The sequence below is a fragment of the Burkholderia sp. GW821-FHT14F03 genome, assembly GCF_058803765.1.
On the sequence record NZ_JBXAPG010000011.1, the window covers coordinates 38727 to 56995 of the forward strand.

5 protein-coding genes are annotated in these 18269 nt (G+C 69.7%); all 5 read left to right on the forward strand.

The window, feature by feature from the left end; all coding sequences use genetic code 11:
• The first annotated feature begins 62 nt into the window (after positions 1 to 62).
• The 5 genes from AC1RQF_RS09590 to AC1RQF_RS09610 all read left to right on the forward strand — a co-directional run bounded on the left by AC1RQF_RS09590 (position 63) and on the right by AC1RQF_RS09610 (position 18266).
• Complete coding sequence (locus AC1RQF_RS09590) at positions 63 to 428, forward strand: hypothetical protein (protein ID WP_273995195.1); 366 nt, start codon at positions 63 to 65, stop codon at positions 426 to 428.
• A 328-nt stretch (positions 429 to 756) separates the two neighbouring features.
• Positions 757 to 1452: a hypothetical protein gene (locus AC1RQF_RS09595; protein WP_273995196.1), complete on the forward strand. Its 696-nt coding sequence runs from the start codon at positions 757 to 759 to the stop codon at positions 1450 to 1452.
• Positions 1453 to 1576: 124 nt separating this feature from the next.
• Positions 1577 to 5182 carry a hypothetical protein gene (locus AC1RQF_RS09600; RefSeq protein ID WP_492871892.1) on the forward strand — a complete coding sequence of 1202 codons (3606 nt, stop codon included), beginning with the start codon at positions 1577 to 1579 and terminating at the stop codon, positions 5180 to 5182.
• On the forward strand, positions 5179 to 17541 hold the full coding sequence (locus AC1RQF_RS09605) for a LysM peptidoglycan-binding domain-containing protein (RefSeq protein ID WP_492871893.1): 12363 nt from the start codon (positions 5179 to 5181) through the stop codon (positions 17539 to 17541). The genes AC1RQF_RS09600 and AC1RQF_RS09605 overlap by 4 nt, the downstream gene beginning before the upstream one ends.
• Positions 17532 to 18266: a hypothetical protein gene (locus tag AC1RQF_RS09610; RefSeq protein WP_273995199.1), complete on the forward strand. Its 735-nt coding sequence runs from the start codon at positions 17532 to 17534 to the stop codon at positions 18264 to 18266. The genes AC1RQF_RS09605 and AC1RQF_RS09610 overlap by 10 nt, the downstream gene beginning before the upstream one ends.
• Positions 18267 to 18269 lie beyond the last annotated feature (3 nt).

An 18269-nucleotide genomic window follows, 5' to 3' on the forward strand; every position in this document is an offset into this window, starting at 1 on the left:
TGTAGGCGAATCGCGCGGCGGCTGGAAATACCGATTGCATGTGCCGGGCATAGGCCACGCCTATGGCCGTCGTCGCGCTCGAGCGCGACGCGCGCCCGCTGCGCGCCGCGTCATTGCACGCAGGGCGTCGAATGCGGCGGCCGCGGCACGATCGACGAGGCATCCGGCGCATCGATGAACGACGCGCCTGTCGTTTTGAGGCGGCCTCGGCGTTGCGCCTTTCAACGGTCCCGGGCGACGCCGCGGCGTCCCGGGTCCGCCGGGCCTTGATCCGGTCGCACAGCGCACGCGAAGCGGGGATGCCGACGGAGCCCTGCCCGCGTGAATCGATCCCGCATATTTTCAATCGTCTTTACGCGCACGACAGAATCGAAAGAATTCGGATTGAAAATACCAGATTCATTCGCAAACAACAAATTCTCACGTGAAGCCAAATAAATCCAATTACTGAAAATGACAAAAACGAATTAAGAATCATCCCCAGCCCAACCCGCCTGGCCGGCGCGTCAATCGAGAATAAATCCAGAAATATCAAGGATGCGCAGTGTTATTAAGCACATGCCTGATTAATATCGCCACGTCGAAACCTACCAGATCTTGTAGGCCCCATTGGATACCGCACCAATACTCTTTGATTAATCCAAATCCTTTGATTAAAGTGAATCGATAGAATGTGAACCCATAAAAACACTTAACGCCCGCCTCGCTCTCGATTTTTGAGTTGTTCCACAAAACCTCTCGCACTACGAGGAAATCATGCCGAAAGAGACCCATATCGCTTCGCAAAACACCCTGGCCACCGGCTTCATCATCAAGCCGGAGGACATCACCGGGACGCAGATCACCTTCCACTACGACTCGATGCCCGGGAATCAGCCGAACACCTACGGCAACACCGTGTTTCTGTGGCAAACGTCCCAGGCGGCCATTCCCGTCAACACCGCGCCCTACAACTCGCAACTCATCAGCGGCAACCAGCCCAACGGTTCGAACGTGTTCATGGGCATCTCCGTGAGCGCCGAATCCTATCTGGTCGCCTTTGCGACGGGGAACACCGTCAAGAACATCGTGGCCGCGATCTTCATCCCGCCGTCCAACGGCGGGCCCGCGAAGCCGGTCGAGCCCGTGCAGGCGCCGCTGCTCGAGACCACCGGCCACGGCTCGACCTCGGTTTCGTTCCGCTACGCCACGCCGATCGGCATGACGCCGCAAAACGACGGCGACTGGGTCGGGCTGTGGCAAGGGCAAGGGGAATCGGTGCTCTACACCCTGCCGCCCACCTGGTTCGCGCCGATCGGCAGCAACGCCAACCAGGGTTCCTGGGGCCTCAATCTCTCCAGCGGGAACATCCAGCGCGGGACCATGTACACCCTGGGTTACTTCAAGGGCGGTTACGCGCAGAGCAATCCGAAGCAGGCCACGCTCGCCGCCAGCACGACCTTCACGGGTTGAGCGAGGAGCCGCGTCCGGGCCATGCGGCCCGGACGCCCTTCCCCGCATCGATCGACTCCGAGGAGACCCCCTCGCCCTCCCGGAACCCGAATTCAACGCTGGATCTGCCGTCGGGAGCGGAAGGATGAGCTTTTTCACGCAGTACCAGGAAAGCCGGCTGTATATCGCCGCCAGGGCATCGACCGAGACCGGCTGGCTGGCCTATCTGCTTCCCGCCGCCCTACCGGCCGTGCCGGGCATCGACCTCGAACCCGCGCTGACGCAACGGCCGGGCTCTTTCCTCTTCTCGGCCAGCCCGCCCGACCTCGCCGCCGCCGCCGCGCTCGACGCCTTCATCGGCGCGGTGGACACGATCATCGCGCGCTCGCCGGCCGATCGAGGATTCCTGTGGCTCACCCAGCCTGACGCGCCGACGCCCGCCGGCACGGCGCTGATGGGCATCTCCGACAACGGCGCCTACGTCTCGAACCGACTCGACGCGCCCATCGCCGACACGTTGACGCTCAGCGTGCGCGCCGGCGTGACGCTGACGCTGGACGGCGACACGCTGCAACTGGGCAGCGCGAACGGTATTTTCTTCAGCGGCGCATCGGCGCCCGGCGTCACCCAGGCGAGCCAGGTGGCCGCGGGCAGCCTGCCGCTGTCCGGCGCGGCGCGAGGCTGCCTCGGCTTTACCGTGTTCCTGCAACGGCAGTTCCTGCACGACGGCTGGAACTGGGGCTTCCAGTTTCAGATTCCCCACGACGATCCGGTGCGCACCGCGCTCGGCGAATGGTTGCCCCTGGCGTTCGGCTATCTGCCCGACGCGGGCGAGATGCTGGGCTTCGCGGTCTCGTACGACCCGAGCGATCCGTGGAACAGGATCGCCGCCCAGGCAAACCGGAGCGTGCTGGTGTTTACCGGACAGAACCAGAACGGCGCCCCGACGGTGCTGGCGTCGCACTACGCCACCGCCCACGGCCAGCAGCTCTCGCTCGCGCCGGTCGCCGGGCCGCTCGACGCGCAGCCGCACGCGGCCCGCTTCCTGTTCAATCGCGGCGCGCCCAACGACAAGGGCAACCGCGATTTCCAGCTGGCGCCCGAAGGCGATTTCGTCCTCCACACGGATGGCGCGGCGCCGGGCGTCGCGCACGATCTGATCTGCGGCCTGCAGGGCACCGAGTTCGTGTCTTTCATGCCGTTCGTCGAAGGCGCGCACGCCGGCGACCGCCTGCGCTTCACCGCCCGCGCCCCCGCGTACGCCGCGCGCTATCCGTTCACGGAGATCTCGCCCGTCGGCCCGCCCGTGGACGTGAACGCGCCCTTGCTGGATAGGACCTACACCACGTCGTGGGCGACCGTCGTGCGCGGTCCGGGCGCGACGGGCAAGGCCGCCTACGTGGCGCAGCCCCGAGGGGCCGCGCTGTATGGACGCGACACGCTGATCCATCCGCTGCGGCAGCAGACGCTGTTCGGCCCGATGACGCCCGCCGTGATGCTGCCCGAGAACCCGTTTCCCATCGTCCCCTACTCGGGCGCCGTGCCGGGCAACGGCATCACGTCGTTTTCCGCGGACCAGATGGCGCAGTTCGAGCGCGAGGTGCTCTCCCCCGCGCGCCGGCAATGCATCGCCGGCGCGAAGCCTGAGTGCGCCGCCAGCAAGGCGCATGCGCTGAACCTGCCGGGCACCGCGGACGCGGCGTGCTACAACACGACGACGCCGGCCGGCTTGCTCGTGAGCGTCAAGGCGGACGGCAGCTGGGACCAGATCCTGCTCGCCCGGAACCAGTCGTCCACGCTGCTGCAGATGCGCTTCCGCCGTCCCGGCGCGGCGCTTCAACAGGCCTTCGCGACCAGCAGCCTGTTCCTGGTGGTGGCCAACGCGAAGTCTCTGGGCGCGTTCTCCCCGGACGGCAGCGGCCGGAGTAATGCGCCGTCGACGTTCTCGAACCGGATCAACGTCGGCGACTGGGTGTTCGAGGCCGACGTGGGGCAGAACAACCGCTACGACGACTACACCGACGTGATGATCGTGAAAGGTCGGCGCGGCGCGCTGTGGGATCCGGACGATCCAGCGGGCAGCCTCGTCGCCAACCCCGCGCTGTGGACCCAGAAGGACGTCTTCGCCGCCCCGACCGACCGCGCGCCCAATCCCGCGCCGCCGCCCGGCGAGATCGTCGGCGAGCCGAACCCGGGCGAACTGGCGGCGCTCTCGTCCTGGCTGCAGCGCTACTTCCAGAACGCGCTCGACCAGGCCGAGCCCGAGTACTTCGCGAAGTTCAACGCCATCGCACGCAATCCGGCGTGGACGGGCATCCTGTTCCTGCGGATGAAGATCGCCGAGCTCCCGCGCGACCTGGTCGGGCTCGTGGCCGGCGTACAGGCGCGCGACCGCTTCAACGCGCATCACCTCGGCATCGAGATCAGCCCGGTGGCGAACCGGCCCACCGCGAAATCCATCGAGCTGGAGACGAGCAGCTCGATGTTCGGCCTGATCTATTACGTGGACCCCGACTACGTCGCGCCGCCCCCGGGCGCGCAGCCGCAGCCGATACCGCCCGCGCCCGGCAACCTCTATCAGTTCCGCGTCCTCACGCTCAAGGCGCTGTTCGAGAACACCGCGGTCCAGCGCTTCCAGAGCCACGCGCAGCTGACGCTGGGGCAGCTTCTGGGCATGCCGGTCACCGGCATGGGCGCCGGCGGCAATCCGTACGCCACCGTCGTGCTGCGGGGACGCTACCAGGACAACGGCGGCCGCGCGGTCTACAGCCTCGGCACCACGGCCACCAGCACCTTCCATTTCGCCCATCCGCTGTTCAACAAGATCGAGCTGGACGGCGCGCAGATGTCGACGCGCGACGCGGGCGCGAGCGGCAAGGTCGCGTCGTGGTTCGCGTTGTCCGGCTTTCTCGATTTCGCCGTGGTGCGGGCGAACCGCGACAGCGCGAGCAAGGACGAGCCGTTCGACATCTTCTCCTTCGGCAGCCCGGCGGGGCAGCCCGGTCAATTGCGGCAAGGGCTCGCCTACGCGAACCTCGGACTGCTGATGACCTTCCCGGTCGCCGATCCGACGGCCGTGACGCTCGAATTCTCGGCGTCCGAGGTGCGCTTCGACATGCAGACGAGCACGCCGCGTCCGGGCAGCCTGTTCGTGAACTTCGCGCTGAGCCTGGAGGGGCTGACGCAAGGGACGGCCGAGTCCTCGCCCGGCGCCGCCGGCTTCCTGAACGTGGTCACCGACGCGCCCCTCGCCGGCGTCGACGGAAACGCGTGGTATGGACTGTCCTATCAGTTGAACATGGGGACGCCCGGAAATCTGGCGGGCACGGTCGGGCTGACCGCGGGGCTGCTGACCGCCTGGGCGCCGGACAGCCCCGGCGCCGGTGCTCACCGCGCGATGCTGGGGATCCGCCTGCCCGGCACCGGCGGCGGCGCCAAGGTGATCAGCCTGCAGAACGTGCTGCGATTGTCGATCGGCCAGATCCGATTGACCTACGACCGCAGCAAGGACGCGTTCCTCCTGATGCTCACCGAGATCGCGCTGCGCTTCATGGGACTGCTCAAGATTCCGCCGAGCGGTTCCACCCGCTTCTACCTGTTCGGCAATCCGAACAACGAAGGCAAGGCGTCGGGACTGGGCTGGTACGCCATGTACCAGCAGCCGCAGGAGCAGGAGAAGGACGCCGCGGCCGCGCGCGCCTTGCGCGCACGCCCCTCACTGAATCCCACCGGGAAACACGAACGGACATGACCCTTTTCGGCGACCTTTTTACCCACCTGCGCCAGCATGTCCGCTGGGACTTCCAGATGGCGCAGTCGCTGGAGGCCTTCACCCGGCTGCTGAACGGCGACGGCAACACGACCATCCGCATGTGGGTGGACGGGACGCCCGGCTCGGGGCACCAGACCTCCACCGTGGGCATCCTGCGCCAGCTCGTCGGCGCGCCCCCCGGCTTCGGATACACGGGCCTCATCGAGGTTTACTACAATCGCGCGAACGATACGCTGGCGAAGCTTTACATGCTTCTGCCCGAACTCGGAAACGCACCGCGCGGACGGGTCGGCAATGCCCAGGTGGACCTGATCGAATGGACCGAGCACGCCGCCGACCGGGTCCAGCTGGGCTTCACCGGCGGCGCGGACGACGTCGTCGAAGAGGGCAAGACTATCTCGCCGAACTACGCCCGGAAGATCGGGGTCGATTACCTGCTCCGGCTGCAGCCCTACCGCTGGCCCGCTTCGGAGCAGATCCAGTTCGCGAGCGACGCCCGTTCGCCCATCACGCTCACCGACGAGCGCGTGCTCGGCATGCAGAGCTTCCGGCAGCGCGCCTACTATGTCCGCACCCCGTTCCCCGTCCCGGACTGGGCGGTCTATGCGGGCGACCCGTCCAAGCAGCGGGCGGCGGAGATCGTGCAATGGCTCACGACCGCACCGGCGATGGACGCGCTGGCCTTCATGCCGGTCTACAGTATTCGCACCAGCGGCAATCTGCAGTTCAGCCCGCCGCCGCAAGCGCGGATGTTCGAAGTCGTGACCGCCGTGTTCGCGTCGCAGCGCGCCGGGGCGTTGCCGCGCCCCGGCGCCGCGTCGGCCTTCGTGCTGAGTTGCGACACCTTCGACGCCGCCGCGGTCGACGCGCTCGACCGGCTGATCAAAGGCGGCCCGACCGACGTGGAACTGGGGTGGCAGGAGCAACTGGAGCGAGGCGAGACACAGATCGTCGAAGTCTTCGGCAAAAGCACGACCAGGAAGATGACCGACAAGGAGCGCGCCGACCTGCAGCAACAGCTGCGCGGCCATGCGTTTCGCCGCGCCTACCTCGAAGGCATCGGTGCGGCCGGCCGCTTCGCGTGGCTGATCAACCCCACGCTGGAGGATATCCGGGCCAGGCAAGCGTGGCTGGCGGCGGCCCCGGACCGCGTCGTCTTCGTGCAGCTTGGCAGCATCCCCGAGCCGCTCTTCAACTACCTGTTGCAGAACGCCAGCCTGCCTCCCGTATTCGAGGGGCAGAATACCGCCAACACCATGCTGAACCTGGGCGGCAACTATCTGCATGTCGCGCGTCCCGCTTCGACGAGCGTGCAGTATCCGTCCACCGTGGTGAATTACGCGGAGTATCGCGAGGTCCTCACCGACGCGCCGATGATGCCGTGGGTGTTCGTTCCGCTGCTGCCGAGCCAGCTTCAAGCCATCGCGAACCAGCTCAACTGGCCGCTGGAACTGTGGCCGGCGCGCGCCGCCGAGAACCCGGCCGAACAGGTCGGTGGCTACATCAGGGACTACGCCGCACAAGGCGCGGACGGCCCCTACCGGCGGTATTTCGACACGATCCGGAATTTCTACCGGGACGTCAACAACGACAAGCTGCGCTACGGCGCCGCGTTTCTTCAATACATCGTGTCCCAGCAGCAGCCGGCGGCGGCGCGCGCGCGGCAACGGGCGCTCGCCTGCGCCGCGCCGTCGGGACCGATGCCGCCGCGCGCCCTCGACGCGCGGCCACACGCCCCCGTCACGGACGATTCCGCCGCACTCGAAGCGCTGCTCGCGCGCCTCCAGGACAACCGCGGCGCGGACGGGGCGCTGAATCTGGTCCCCGGCGCGTTTTCCGACGGCAGCTTCCGCCGCTTCTACACGGAGCTGCTCGGCGCCGGGAAGCGGCTCCTGATCGAGGCCAGCACCATCACGCCGGAGCGCGACGGCGACGGCGTCCTGGTGTCGATCGAGGTGCGGGGCGCGTCGGCCGCGCTCGGCTTTCGGATGGCGACCGTCTACACATTCACCGCGCCGCAGGGCGCGGTGGTCGGGAACGGCCGCTTCACGCACGACGATGCCTGGTCGCCGCCGGAACTCCCCTGGCTGCGCTTCTCGCGCCCGTTCGTGGAGCTGTACACGACGGACGCGGATCTGCCGTCGGTCGGCGCGGTCGGCGGCACGCTCGACTCGGCCGGCGTCGAGGTGGCGTTCAAGCTCCCGGTCAGCGACGCGATCTGGGAACTGGAAGGACACTTCCCGCGCCCCTATCCCAGCATCGCGAAGTTCTACCAGATGGCCGGCGGCGTGAACCTGCTGGCCACGCTGCCGGCGCCGTTCGGCGCGCTCGCCGGATTCGGGGTGAGCACGGCGCAGCTCGCCTACGATGCCGCCGCCGGCAAGATTCAGTACGTGGGCATCACCGCGACGACCCAGGAGAGCGTGTCCCTGCTCCCGGGGCTCACGATGCAGGACATCGGCGCGCAGGTGACCGTGCAGGACCCGGCCGCGCTGGCCGCGCGGCGCGTCGACTGGTCGGTTCAAGGAACGTTCCGGATCGGCTCCGGGCCCGATGCGGGCGTGGTGACGCTGGGCGCGAACGGCCCCGGGTTGGTGCTGCGCGGCCAGCTTGCATCCGGGCTGATCCGCCTGACGGACCTGCTGGCGATCTTCCTGCCCGGGGTCAAGCTCGACCCGCAGGGCATCCCGGTGATCACCGGGTTCGAGGCGAGCGTGACGCCCGCCACCGGCCAATACACGATGCGCTGCGACCTGAACGTCGGCTGGACGCTGACCTTCCCGGGGCCGACGATCGAGATCCGCAGCCTGACGCTGAACGCGAGCCGCAACGCCGGGCGCGTGACGGGCAACCTGTCCGGGCAGATCGCGCTGGGGAGCGCCGACCATCCGTTCCTGCTGACGGTTTCCGCCAGCTACGATCCGCAGACCTCGTGGACCTTCGGCGCGTTGCAGCAGCAAGGCACGACCTTCGACCTGGCCGTGCTCTTCAACCAGTTTCTTCCCGCCGAGTGGAAGATCACGCAGTCGCTGGAAATCGCGGACTTCAGCATCCTGATTCCCACCGCCAGCCGCGCCTACCTCATCAGCGGGCGCACCGCGTCGCCCTGGGCCGTGCCGTTCATTTCCGGCCTGAACGTCTCGGCCTCGCTGCGCGCGGGCTACCTCAGCCCGTCGCAGGCCGACGCCTCCGCCAAGGGCGGCTATGTCGGCCGGGTCGAGACCCAGTGGAACTGGCACAACATCGATCTCGCCGTCTGGTTCGACTACCGCCCCGGCGTCAGGCAGTACGGCATCACGTGGGGCATGCTGGAAGGCATCGTCCGCGGTCCCGATCCCGACACGCAGGACTGGACCGCCACGCTCCGCTTCACGGAAAGCACGACGCTCGGCTCGCTCATCGAAACCATGGTGTCGTGGGCGACCGGCTCGAGGTTCGGGCTCGAATCCCCGTGGGATCTCCTGAACGCGGTGCCGCTGTCGGGCCTCGCGCTCAAGTACACGTTCAACAAGAATGATCAGAACCGCAACACGGTCGCGTTCTCCGTCCTGCTCGGGCCGATCGACCTCGGCTTCGCGCGGATCGACGGCATCGACGTGAAGTACGCGTCCACCGGGGATGACCGTGGCGTGAGGGTGTCGCTCAAGGGCGCGTTCTTCTGGCAGTCGAACCCGAACGAACCGCTCGCGTGGGACGCGAGCGAGCCGGGCGCGGCGCCCACGCCGCCGGGGAACGGCAACAAGTATCTCGACCTGCGCCTGCTGGCGATGGGACAGCACATCACGCTACCCGGCTTTGCCGCGGCCGACACGGTGCAGAAAGCCATCGCCCTCATGGAGACGCTGCCCCTGCCCAGGCCCGGCGAAGTGCCGCCCGTGGTCTTCGATCCGCAGAGCGCCTGGCTCATCGGCACCCACTTCGGCGTGCTGAAGATCGATGCCGGCGAATCGGGCGCGGGCAACGGCGCTGCGCCCGGCTATGCGCTGACGCTGCAGGCCGTGTTCAACGATCCGCATCTGTACGGGCTGCGGGTGGCGCTCGACGGCCCCGCAGCCAAGGTGTTCAAGGGCCTCGACTTCCAGATCATGTACCGGCAGGTGAGCGATGCGGTCGGCGTGTACCAGGCGGAGATCACCCTCCCCGACCGCATGCGCCATCTCACCGTCGGCGCGTACTCGATCACCCTGCCCACGTTCGGGATCGCGATCTATACCAACGGCGATTTCCAGGCGGACATCGGCTTTCCGTGGAACGAGAATTTCTCCCGCTCCTTCACGATCGAGGCCATCATTCCGCCCGGCATCCCGGTGATCGGCTCGGCCGGCTTCTACTTCGGCAAGCTCTCCAGCGCGAGCACGAACCGCGTGCCGGTTTCACCGCGCGGCACCTTCAATCCGGTGCTCGTGTTCGGCTTCGGCATGCAGGTGGGTTTCGGCAAATCGATCGAATACGGCATCCTGTCCGCCGGTTTCAGCATCACGGCCGTCGGCATCCTGGAGGGCGTGCTCGCCAAGTGGAACCCGTACCGGCTGACCGACGCCGGCCGCGAACCGTCCACCCAGCTGCAGGGCGACTACTATTTCTGGCTGCGCGGCACGGTCGGCATCGTCGGCAAGATCTACGGCTCGGTGGACTTCGCCATCGTCAAGGCCGACGTCAACGTCACCGTCAAGCTGCTGCTGCAGCTGACCTACGAATCCTACGTGTCGATCACGATCACCGTCATCGCGTCGGTCGACGTCGCGGTCAAGGTGCGCATCAACCTGGGGCTCTTCAAGATCACGCTGTCGTTTTCGTTCTCGATGCGGCTCAAGGAAACCTTCGCGATCGAGAACGCCGGCACCGCGCCCTGGCTCGACGACGGCCGGTCCGCGCGCGGCATGCTGCGCGCGCCCGTGGCGCGCCGGCTGTCGCCGCCCGTCCGGCTCGGCGGCGCCGCGCTCGACTGGCGCCGCCTGCAGCCGGGCGCCGTCACGGACCTGTGGGGCTATCTGGCGCCCGGGCTGACCGCGGCGCGCGACGAGTGGACGCCCGAAGGCGCACCGGCGAGCCAGCTGCCTTGCTGGGTCGCGTTGCTGCTGATCGAGGCCGCGCCGCCCGCCGGCCAGGACGGCGACGCGGGCGCACGCAAGGCGTCGGGCAGCGCGCCCGACACCTCGTTCGAAGCGCTCGCAAAAATGGTGCTGCGCTGGGTGGTCGCCGCGGCGCGCGGCGACATGACGGCGGCGGAAGTCGACCGGTACGTGGTGCCCGCCGCCGTGCTCGACTGGCTGGCCGGCGACGTCCTGGTCAGCACCGACGACCGGCCCGCGCCGATACCGCTCGATGCGGTGCAGGCCTTCCTGGCGACGCAGTTCCGCTTCAATCTGCGGGTCCCGCCGACCGATCGGGATGCGACGGCGGATGCCGCGTACTTTCCCGCGCCGCCGCAGCTGCGCGTGACGCTTCCCGAGTACGGCGCGCACTATCCGGGCGCGTCGTACACGCTGGGCAGCTATAACGCGCTCGGCGCGGACACGCTCGTCGAATTGCGCGCGTGGTTCGATCAACTGGCCGTGCAGGTGGAGCGCGAGCAGAAGGCGGGCGGCGCGCGGCCCCGGATGCGCGCCGCGGAGGCGCCGCTCTCGATGGCGGGATGGATGTTCGCCGACTACTTCCTGCTGCTGGCCCGCCAGATGGTGAAGGCCGCGCAGGAGGCGCTGCGCGACTACAAATATCCGCTGAACGGCAGCGAGCAGGTGGACGGGATCGTGCAGTGGGTCAACCGCACGGGACAGCTCGACGGCGCCTACACCCTGCACGACGTCTTCGCGTCGAATCCGCAGCACACGCTCGCCGCGGGGAAGGCGCTGGCGCTTGGCGTGACGGTCGCGGTCGACGCGGCCCGCACGGGGACGAGCTTCGCCGCGCTCGCCACGCGCTTCGACGATGCCTTTTCCGCCAGCGCGCTGGCCGGCGCCAACGCGGCCGATCCGACGCTGCTGCGCGGCGGCGCGACGATCGTGTTCGCGCCGCACGCGCCCTATACGGTGGTCGCGAGCGACACGCTCGTCGGCATCGCCGCGCACTATGCGGTCACGTTCAACGACCTGCTGGCCGGCTCGAGCGTGCTGGCCGCCGACGGCCTGCTGGCCGACGGCGCGCAGGTGCGCTTCCCCTTCCTGACCCGCCCCGCGCTCGCGACCGATACGTTCGCGTCCGTCGCGGCGGCGCCCGTCTACGCGGGCGCGTTCAACGCGATCGACCTGGCCCTCGCGAACGCGGGACGCAGCGTGCTGCTCGCCGGCGCCAAGGTCGCGTACCCGGACAAGACGGCCTACGTGGTCCAGCCGCGCGACACGCTCGGCGACGTCGCGAACGCGCTCGGCGTGAGGCTGGCGGACCTGGTGGCGAAGAGCGCCGTGCTGACGCAGACCGGGTTGCTCGCGCCCGTCGCCTCGCTCGCCCTGCCGCCGTTCCGGTACGCGACCCGGCCGGGCGACACCCTCGCCGGGGTGGCGGCGCGTTTCGGCGCGACGCTCGACGTGCTGGCGGACCAGTCCGCCAACGGCGGCGTCGTGGGCCTGTTCGCGGCCGACGCGCCGCTGGATCTGCCGCATCTGCCGCAATTCCCGGTCGGCGAACTGCTGGCCGAAGCGCAACGCACGGGCGCGCTGCAACACCTGTCGGGCATGGCGAGCAGCTACACGATGCATGGCATGCGCTTCCCCACGTCGGGCCGCACCGACGCCGGCAAAACCTGGTCCATCGTGCCGCAAGCGCGCGGCATGTGGGTGCGCGGCCCCGACGGCCAGCTGACGCTCCCGCCGCAAGCCGGACTCTACGCGCTGACGGGACAGCAGATCCCGCTGCCCACGCTCGACACCCATCCGTTCGCCGCCCGCTTCGACCGTGTCGACGGCGTCGATACGGCGTGGCTGCGCTTCGCCGATGCGCAGCATGCGCCGGTCGACCACCTCACCCTGAGCGTGACGCCCGGCTCCGCCGACGCCGTTCGCATCGCGCAGGTCGAACAGGCGGCGCGGACCCGCCTCGACGTGCCGCTCGACGCGCTCGGCGCGGGCGAGATGTTCCACGCGGCGCTCGCGACCTATCCGTTCACCTCGGCGTTGCCGTGGCTCAGCGCGGAACCGGCGTCGCTGCCGTACGGCGCGCCGCCGGCCGGCGGGCAGTCGCTGCGCCTGTGGCGTCTGCCGGACGCGCTCGCGGCGCTACCCGACCCCGCCGTGCGCGCGGTGAATCCGCGCTTCGCGCTGCGGGTGGCGCGCTACGACGAGGCCACCGGCGCGACCGATACGCGCCCGGTGGCCGCATACGGCTGGGCGTCGACGATCGATTTCACGGTGCGTCGCATCCCGCCGGTGGCGGAGAGTCCCGCGTCGGCCGCCACCTACGAGGTGATCGGCGCGGGAGGCGCGGCGATCGTGCTGCTGGAGCGCCTGCTGAGCCAGTTGCAGGCGAACGACGGCGCCTACGGCCAGTTGCGCGTGGGCTACGCGCCCGACGGCGCGACAGGCGCGGGCCCGGGCGTGCAGACGGACGGCGCGGCCAGCGTGACCCTGGGCATCGCGCAGGCCAACCTGTCGACCGAAACACGCCCGGGCGCGGCACGCGCGACGGCGGACCTGCTCGACCAGGCCCGGGCGCAGCCGGCACTCACGCTGCTCAATCCGCCGTCCGAATTCGTGCGGCTGCTGTGGGAAGCCAGCATCACCCGTTCGGGCGGCTTCTTCCTGTACTACTACGATCGCGCCGCGCAGCGCGGACTGCCGGATCACCTGTTCAACGATCGCGGCGAAGCGGCGCTCACGCTCGTCGTCCTGTATGCGAAACCCGCGCATGAGTCCGACCAGGATCGCGTCGCCGGCTACATGAACGCGGTCGCCACGGCGGACCGCTTCGACGGCGGCAACGCGGTGCTGTTCGCGGAAGCGGCGCCGGTGCCGACGACGGTCGCGGCCGGCGCGCAGACGCTCGCGGACCTGGCGCGGCAATGGTTCTGCGATCCGGCCGAGCTCGCCGAGGCCAACGCGCACGCCGCGCTCCGCGCGGGCGTGACGCTGCGCGTGAGCGAAGGCGTCTATCAGGCGCCGCCGGGCGGCATCGCGCTGCGGGATCTGGCGCAGCGCTTCGGGATCACCGTGCCGATGCTGAACCAGGCCAATCCGCGGTGGGGCGGACTGCCCGATCCGCTGCCGCACCCGGCCGCGATCCGCGTGCCGGATCTGATGCTCACGGCCGGTGCGCACGCGCACACCGCGTCGCTCGCCGACGTGTCCGGTTGGTACGGCGAACCCGTGGCGGCGCTCGGCGCGCACAACCGCCTGACGGCGGGCCTGTTTGCGGCCGGCGGTGCGCTCGCGATCCCGGGCGGGCCGCGCGTGCGCACCGCCAGCGTGCAGCCCGGCGTGCAGGCGCTCGCCGCGTCGCGCCCCGCGCCGCCGCCGGTGGACGGCGCCTCGTCCGCCTATGGCACCGCGTTGCTGCTGAACAATTTCAGCCTGCTCAACCAGCAGGTGCACGGCAACGTCGACTTCCGGGCCAGTCTTCCGCCCGGCCTGCCGGCCGGCCCCACGACCCGGCCGCTGGCCGCCAACGGCGACGACAAGATGCGCGTCGCGACGCCGGTGGAACAGGTCGAGACATGGAATTTCGGGCAGGCGCTGCCGTATGCCCGGTTCGCGAAGCAGGTTCCGGCGTTCGACCGCGCCGGGCTGCCGCCGGCGAAGGACAGCCCGTACCTCGGGGTGGGCGGCATCCTGCAGGTCTCGTTCTCGTGGCAGGACTACTACGGCAACGTGCTCGCGACGCGGCTGTCGGACCCGAAGGCCGGCGACCCGCCGCCGCTCAACGACGCCCCGCTCCTCACCGGCTACACCGACCCGCTCATCGCGCTCTCGCAATGGCCGTCGGTCGCGGCCAGCTGGCGCGTGACGCCCGGCGGCGAGGCGGGCGCGCCGCGACTGCGCATCGGGCTGGGCTTCGATCCGGGCCGCTACCAGGGGCTCCTGCGGGCGACGGCGAACGCGGGCACCACCGTCGTCGTCGTCTTCACCGATGCGCTCGACGCCGCCTCGGCGAGCGAGCCCGCGCACTGGCGGCTGGCGCAGGGGACGGTGATCGCCGCCGTGCCCGGGGCCGATGGCAAGACCGTCACGCTCACGGTCTCGCCGCTCGCGCGGGACACGCGTCACACGCTGGTCGTCACCGACGTCAAGGCGAAGAACGGCGAGACGCGCTACAGCGGGCAGGCCGCGTTCGACTGGCCCGACCATCCCGCCACGTCCACCAGCACGGTGCAGCAGAACGCCGCGCAGGATCTGCACGTCTACACGCGGCTCTATTATCAGTTGACCGATCCGGCGAGGATCGCGTTCTCCGTTCAGTCGACGCTGCTTGCCGGCGCCGACGGGCAGCCCGGCAGCCTGCCGCTTCCATCGGGCGACGTCGACCGGCTGACGAACTGGCTGTTCGGTACGGGCGGAGCGGCGAGCATCTTTGCGTTCGTGCTCGACCGTTCGCGCTTCGGGACGGGCAGCGCGCCGCCCGCCGCGGCGCTCGCGCTCGATCTGGCCGTGCCGCCCGCGGCCCTGAATCCGGCCCAGGTGTTCCCGCTGTGGACGTCGTTCACGCTCGCGCGCAGCGGAGGCGCGGTGCTGGCCGGCCTCGAGGCGACCGACGGCATACGCAGCGCCAGCACGCGGATCGCGCCGCTGCAGGATGCGATCGGCGCGGGCGGCGGCGCGCTGGGACTCGTCACGTTCGCCACCGGGTTCGAGCAGGCGCTGTCGGCCGCCGGCCGCTTCCGGCTGAAGGTCGCCACCGGCGTGGACCGCACCGCGTCGCCCGCAACGGGCGGCGGCGGCGCGCTCTGGGCCGTGCGGCTCGGGCTCGCGGCCGGACAGGCGATCTCGTACGCGGTGACCGATGCGGGCAAGCCGGCCGTGTTCGCCCCGCAACCCGCGAGCAATCGGCTCATCAGCCGTACCGACGTGCCCCTCTACGATTACGCGACCGGCAAGGGCATCAGCGCCACGCCGTCGCGGCGCGCCGACTTCACGGACGTGGACCTGGACACGTGGTGCGCGCAACTGTTCGCGGCGGTCGACGAGGTGCTCACGCCGCCCTTCACCGCGCCGATCCAGATCGTCGGCGAACTGAAGTCCGACGACTACCTGCGGAAAATCCTGGCGGGCAAGAAAAGCCTCGCGCGACTCGCGAAGCTGTGGATGATCCCCGTCTTCGCGGGCGAGCAGGCCGATCCGAGCGCCGCGCGCGAAGCGTTCTATCAGCAACTGCTGGTGCAGTTGTCGGCCGCTTACACGACGCGCGCGGCCGTGGAGTTCCACGCGAACGTCACGGCCGACGTGGCCGGGGCCGGGGCCGATTTTCCGCCGCGCCTGTTCGGGCCGGTGGTGCGGCTCGGGCCGACGTTCGAAGCCGCCACCGTCGCGATCGATACGCTCGCCACCGTCCTCCTGCTGTTCAGCGATCCGCTCGATCCCGCCGCCGCGGGCGATGCGGCCAACTACGCGCTGAGCGACGGCATCGGCGTGGTGTCGGCCGCGGTCGCCGACGCGACCGTCACGCTGACGCTGACGCGGGCGGTGCAGCCGGGGCAAACGACGGTCACCGTCGGCAAGCTCCGGGATACGCAGAAGCGGCCGCTCCGTGCGCCGCTCACCCGCACCGTCACCACGGGTTCCGCGGATCTCCCGGCGAGGACGCTCACCTTCAGCGCGCCGAAACTCACGCTGCAAACCGGTCCCGCGCGCAACCTGACGTACCTGCTGAATGCGCCGGCATCGGTGCGCGGCGCGGGCGGCGAACTGGTGTCGTACGTGGAACTGGACATGGCCTATCGGGGCGACCAGATCGAGCATCAGATCGGCGCGCTTCCCGGCATCGACGGCTATCAGGCCTCCACCTGGCTCAGCTTCGTCGCCCCCGATTCCGATCAACCGCTCACCGCCGAACTCGGCGGCTTTGCCGTGCCGATGGTGCTGCGCGCGTTCCCGGCAAGCCCCGGCATGACCGCCCAGGAAGGCACGCCCACCCATGATCCCGACGAGGCGGCGCTGTCCGACCTCAAGCGGTGGGACTACGCGCTGACCTACTCGCTCCCGTTCCACTACCCGCAAGACAGCGTGTCCGGCACGGTCGAGTTCAATCTGCGCAAGCGGTCGGCGCTGCGGGCGGGCTTCCCCGACGCATTCGCGCAGCTTGCCGAGTTCGTTACCGTCTTCCCCCAGGTGAGCCGCGATCTGCAAACCCTCCTCGCCGACATCGACGCGACGGTCGAGCCCGCCAAAGACCAGCAGAAGATCGACGATGCCGCCGTGGCGTTGCAGTCGTTCATCCGGCTCGTCGACGACCTGGTCCGGGCAGCGGGCGGCGCGCACGAATCCGCCGGCCCCGGCCTGCGCTTCGCGCCGCAGCCGCGCGCGCGCGCGGGCGACCCGCTGCTCACCTACGCGTTCATCGTCGAGGAACGCTCGGCCCGGGTGGGCGATACCGAACGCGCGCTGGTGGTGTCGCTGTCAGGCGCCGTGCCCGAAGGGATGGGCGCGCCGGTGGTCGAGGTCGATCCGGCGCGCTACGCGGCCGAACCCTGGACGCCCACCGACGGGGCCGCCGGCGAGACCGACCGCTTCCATTACGTGTACAGACGCAAGGCCGGCCCGGGGCCCGACGGCGCGTACCTCACGGCCGCCGACGGGCAGGCCATCGCCGAGCGCACCGTACGGCTCCCCGCGCTCGACATCCTGGAGCGGCAGGATGCGTGGTCCACCGTCTGGGTCGAACGCAACCGCGAACTGGTGCCCGGCAGGCCGTCGGCCGATGCGTTCGTCTACACCACGCCGGAGGTTCGTTTCGCGAACCCGCTGTACCCGACGAACGACGCCGCCGCCGAAGTGGACGTCTCGAAGGTGCCCACCGGCAAGCCGGAGATGCGACCCCTGCAGGCGCACCTGGACGCGTTGTTCGCCGCACTGCTGCCGCACGACACCCAGCCGCAGATCGCGGTGCAGGTCGAGGCGACCTACGCTTACACGCTGAACGACGCGTTCGAACCCATCGTGCTGCCGGTGCTGATGCAGGCGCCGTTGAGGGGCAAGGTGACGGGAACGGGCGCGGGTGCGCCGGACGGGATGACGAGCGCCTGGGCGGACGCGATCGGCGCGTGGTTCTCGGCTTACCTGCCGGCAGGCGGCGGGACGCTGTGGCTGGACCTGACGCTGATGTCGACGCTCACCGACGAACCGATGCCGCTGCTGCGGCTGCGCCGGCTGAAGTTGCCGATCGGGCAGGTGGCTCCGCCGCTGCCGTGCCGCTAGCGCGAGGCCGCGCGTGGGCGCCCGCCTGGGCCCGGTGGGCGACGCCGCCGCTCCTCGGGCTCCTGCTTGCCGGCCACGCCGGCGGGCAGACGCCCGGCGCGCCCACGGTTGCGCGCTGTTCCGTCGTCATCACGGAGTCGTCCGGCACGACGGTCGCGCTCGACTACGCCGGGCTCCCGGGGAACCAGCCCGGGCGCTACGGCGACTTCGTGGCGCTCTGGCCGAACAGCGTCGTGCCGTGGACGGCCGCGCCCGCCGCCCGGCTCGCCATCCCGACCGACGGCGAGATGGGAAGCGTGGTGCTCACGGGCGTATCGATCAGCCGCCTGCCCTATACCGTGGCATATGGCGTCGGGCCCGCGGTGAGCGATGCGTGCGCATCGGCGTTGCTCGCGCCCGACGGCTCGACGGGCATCGTCGACGCGGTGTCGCTCGAACTCGTCTCGTCAGGGCCCAATACGATCTCGCTTCGCTACCACACGCTGTCCGGCTATCGTCCCGCCACCGAGAAGAACTGGATCGGTCTGTGGCGCGGACGCGCGAGCCCGTATAACGCGCCGGCGCCGCTCGCGCGGCTGCGGATCGCGCAGGACGTGACCGACGACACCGTGTCGATCGACGGCGTGACCCTGGCCGCGGGAAACCTTTATACGGTGGTGTATTTCATGGGCGCGCCGCTTACCAGCGCGGCGGTGCTGCTGACTTTCACGGTCGCGCCGCGCTGAGCC

What these genes read in the sequence shown, in the direction of transcription:
- AC1RQF_RS09590 (WP_273995195.1), top strand. Translation starts at nt 63, where the DNA reads ATGGCCGTCGTCGCGCTCGAGCGCGACGCGCGCCCGCTGCGCGCCGCG.
- AC1RQF_RS09595 (WP_273995196.1), top strand. Translation starts at nt 757, where the DNA reads ATGCCGAAAGAGACCCATATCGCTTCGCAAAACACCCTGGCCACCGGC.
- AC1RQF_RS09600 (WP_492871892.1), top strand. Translation starts at nt 1,577, where the DNA reads ATGAGCTTTTTCACGCAGTACCAGGAAAGCCGGCTGTATATCGCCGCC.
- AC1RQF_RS09605 (WP_492871893.1), top strand. Translation starts at nt 5,179, where the DNA reads ATGACCCTTTTCGGCGACCTTTTTACCCACCTGCGCCAGCATGTCCGC.